Source organism: Desulfuromonadales bacterium (assembly GCA_035620395.1).
Lineage (GTDB): Bacteria > Desulfobacterota > Desulfuromonadia > Desulfuromonadales > DASPGW01 > DASPGW01.
Genome location: DASPGW010000129.1, coordinates 1 through 3,419 on the forward strand (window position 1 = coordinate 1; position 3,419 = coordinate 3,419).

Consider the following 3,419-nt stretch of genomic DNA (forward strand, 5'->3'; position numbering starts at 1 on the left):
ACCGTTTCCTCCACCACGGCCGAGAGGGCGAGGATCATTTTCTTGAGCTTTTCCAGCTCCCGCTGAATGTGTTGCGTCATCTGCTCTTCCCCCTTAGCCGAACCGGCCGGTGATATAGTCTTCGGTCTGCTTGTTCTTCGGTTTCACAAAGATATTGCGGGTGGCCCCGTACTCGATCAGCAGCCCCTCGTAGAGAAAGGCGGTGTTGTCGGAGACCCGGGCCGCCTGCTGCATGTTGTGGGTCACGATGATGATGGTGTAGTTCTCCCGCAGCTCGCCCATCAGGTCCTCGACGCGAGCGGTCGACTTGGGATCGAGGGCGCTGCACGGCTCGTCCATCAGGATCACCTCGGGGTTGACGGCGATCGCCCGGGCGATGCAGAGCCGCTGCTGCTGGCCGCCGGAGAGGCCGAGGGCGCTGTCGTGCAGGCGGTCCTTGACCTCGTCCCAGAGGGCTGCCCCCCGCAAGCTTCGCTCGACCGTCTCGTCGAGTAGCGCCTTGTTCTTCATCCCGGCGATGCGCAGGCCGTAGATGACATTCTCATAGATCGACTTGGGGAACGGGTTGGACTTCTGAAAGACCATCCCCACCCGCCGCCGCAGTTCGATGACGTCCATCGCCGTCGAGTTGATCTCGGTGCCGTTGAGCCGCATGCTGCCGGTCACCCGGGCGCCGTCGACCAGGTCGTTCATCCGGTTGAGGCAGCGCAGAAAGGTCGACTTGCCGCAGCCGGAGGGGCCGATCAGGGCGGTGACCTGACGGCGGGGAAAAGCGATATTGAGATTGTGCAGGGCCTCCGAGCTGCCGTAGTAGAAGTGGAGATTCTCCACCTCGATGACGGGATCTTCGACCCGGATGCTGGCGGTTTCACTCATGTCTGTTTCCTTCTCGTGCGGTTAAAACGTGCCGTAGGTATAGCGTTTTTTCATCCGGTTGCGCAGCCAGATGGCGACGCTGCTCATGACCACCACGATCAGCACCAGCAGCAGGGTGGTGACGAAGACCATCGGCTTGGCCGCCTCGACGTTGGGAGACTGGAAACCGATGTCGTAAATGTGGAAGCCGAGGTGCATGAACTTGCGGTCGAGGTGCAGGTAAGGGAAGTTGCCGTCGAGGGGCAGCGACGGCGCCAGCTTCACCACACCGGTGATCATCAGCGGCGCCACCTCGCCGGCGGCCCGGGCCATGGCCAGGATCAGTCCCGTCATGATGCCCGGGGAGGCCATCGGCAGCAGGATGCGCATCAGGGTCTGGAACTTGGTGGCGCCAAGCGACAACGAGCCTTCGCGGACGCCGGCGGGAATGGCACCGAGGGCTTCCTCGGTGGCAACGATCACCACCGGCACGGTAAGCAGCGCCAGCGTCAGGCTGGCCCAGAGAATGCCGCCGGTACCGAAGGTCGGGGTCGGCAGCCGGTCGGGAAAGAAGAGCTGATCGATGCTGCCGCCGACGCCGTAAACGAAAAAGCCGAGGCCGAAGATGCCGTAGACGATGGAGGGGATGCCGGCCAGGTTATTGACGGCGATGCGCACCAGCCGCACCAGGACCCCCTCGCGGGCATACTCGCGCAGATAGACGGCGGCCAGCACCCCGAGGGGAAAGGAGAAGAGGCTCATCAGGAAGATGAGCATGACAGTGCCGAAAATGGCCGGAAACAGACCCCCCTCGGTGTTCGCCTCGCGCGGCTCGCCGACGATCAGTTCCTTGAGCTTGCTCAGGTAGAAGAAGACCTTGTCCGTCGTCGACAGGGTGTTGGGGCGGTAGGCGCGGACGACGGACGTCAGCGGGATGGTCTTCTCCCGGCCACCGACGTCGGCGACGGTGACGGTGAAGTGCTGCAGCCGCTCGGTCTGCTCAGATTGCTGGGCGAGCAGCCGGTTGAAATCGGCCTGCAGGATCTGCTGGCGGCGCTCCAGGTCACGCAGCTCGGGAGCGTCGACCCCCTTCCCCTGGTAGGCGAGCTTGACTCCCTGCAGACGCAGCCGCTCCATCCGGTTGTTGAGGTCTGCCAACTGGCTGCTGAGCTTCTCCAGTTCCGAAAGCTGCTCGTCGACCAGGATCCGGGCGGTTTCGAGTTGTTCCCAGGGCGCGGCGGCGGAGTCCAGGCCGGGGGCTTCGACTGCCTGCAGGGTGCCGTAAAAGTTGCCGTACTCCTGGCGCTCGAGTACGGTCGCCCCCGCCGGGAAGTCGATTTGGCCGATCTCGGCGCCATCGAGCCAGCGGAAATCGAGGCCGTAGAGGTCGCGGTTGCCGATCTTGAACTGCAGCCGCTCCCCCTCACCCGACGGCATCGGCTCGCGCTGCATGATCTCGCCCATCACCGCATCGCCGCTCTTGAGGGTCGCCACCGCCACCGGCGAGGGCCAGAAGACTCCCAGACCGTTGACCATGACGACGACCAGCAGGACGGCGGCCATCAGCAGCGTCAGGGCCAGCGCCGCCGCGGTCGCCCAGACAAAGGGTTCACCTTCACGCAGGTATTTTTTCATCGATAATCCGTAATTCGTGATTGGTAATCCGTAAATGGCAGCAACAGCATCAGAACCGTCCGTACTTCTTGCGCAGCCGTTGCCGGACGATCTCTGCCGCCGTGTTCAGGATGAAGGTCAGCATGAAGAGGAGGACGGCCGACAGGAACAGAATCCGGTAGAGCGATCCGCCGAACGGGGCTTCGGGAATCTCCACGGCGATGTTGGAGGAGAGCGGACGCATGCCGTTGAAGATGCTCCAGTTCATGATGGCGGTGTTGCCGGTGGCCATCAGCACGATCATCGTCTCGCCGATGGCCCGGCCGAAGCCGATCATCACGCCGGCGAAGATGCCCGGGCTCGCCGAAGGCAGGATCACCCGCCAGACCGTCTGCCAGCGGCTGGCGCCGAGGGCCAGCGAGGCGGCCTTGAGGCTGCCCGGCACGTTGGAAAGGGAGTCTTCGGCGATGGTGAAGATGATCGGGATGACAGCAAAGCCGAGGGCGAAGGCGATGATGATGCAGTTGCGCTGGTCGAAGCGGGTCCCTGCCGTGTTGAACAGCCACTGCCGGAAGTCCCCCTGGAACAGCAGCGATTCGGCCAGCGGCCCCAGGATCCAGGCGGCGGCGACGGCCAGCACGAGCACCGGGGCCAGGGCCAGGAATTCGTAGCCGCGTTCGATATGGCGCAGCGGCCCGATGCGGCGCGCGCCCTGCCAGGCGAGCAGGGCCAGCACGAAGCTGGTCGGCAGCAGGGCCAGGCTGAGAAAGAGAACCGCAATATTGCGCTCGATCAGGGGCGCCAGCCAGAGGGCCGCCAGAAAGCCGATGACCACCGAGGGGATGGCCGCCATGATCTCCACCGTCGGCTTGATCATCTGCCGCAGCCGGGGACTGCCGAACTGGCTCGTATAGATGGCGCCGAACAGGGCCAGCGGCACGGCGAGGAGC

General features: G+C 64.2%; 3 protein-coding genes. All 3 read right to left on the reverse strand.

Features of this window, described 5'->3' with window-relative positions; genetic code table 11:
* Window positions 1–93 precede the first annotated feature (93 nt).
* Window positions 94–876: a phosphate ABC transporter ATP-binding protein PstB gene (gene pstB, locus VD811_07035; protein ID HXV20726.1), complete on the reverse strand. Its 783-nt coding sequence runs from the start codon at window positions 874–876 to the stop codon at window positions 94–96.
* Window positions 877–897: 21 nt separating this feature from the next.
* Window positions 898–2,490: a phosphate ABC transporter permease PstA gene (gene pstA / locus VD811_07040; GenBank protein ID HXV20727.1), complete on the reverse strand. Its 1,593-nt coding sequence runs from the start codon at window positions 2,488–2,490 to the stop codon at window positions 898–900.
* A 49-nt stretch (window positions 2,491–2,539) separates the two neighbouring features.
* Window positions 2,540–3,419 (reverse strand): ABC transporter permease subunit (locus tag VD811_07045; GenBank protein HXV20728.1); only part of this gene is annotated, 880 nt, incomplete at its 5' end.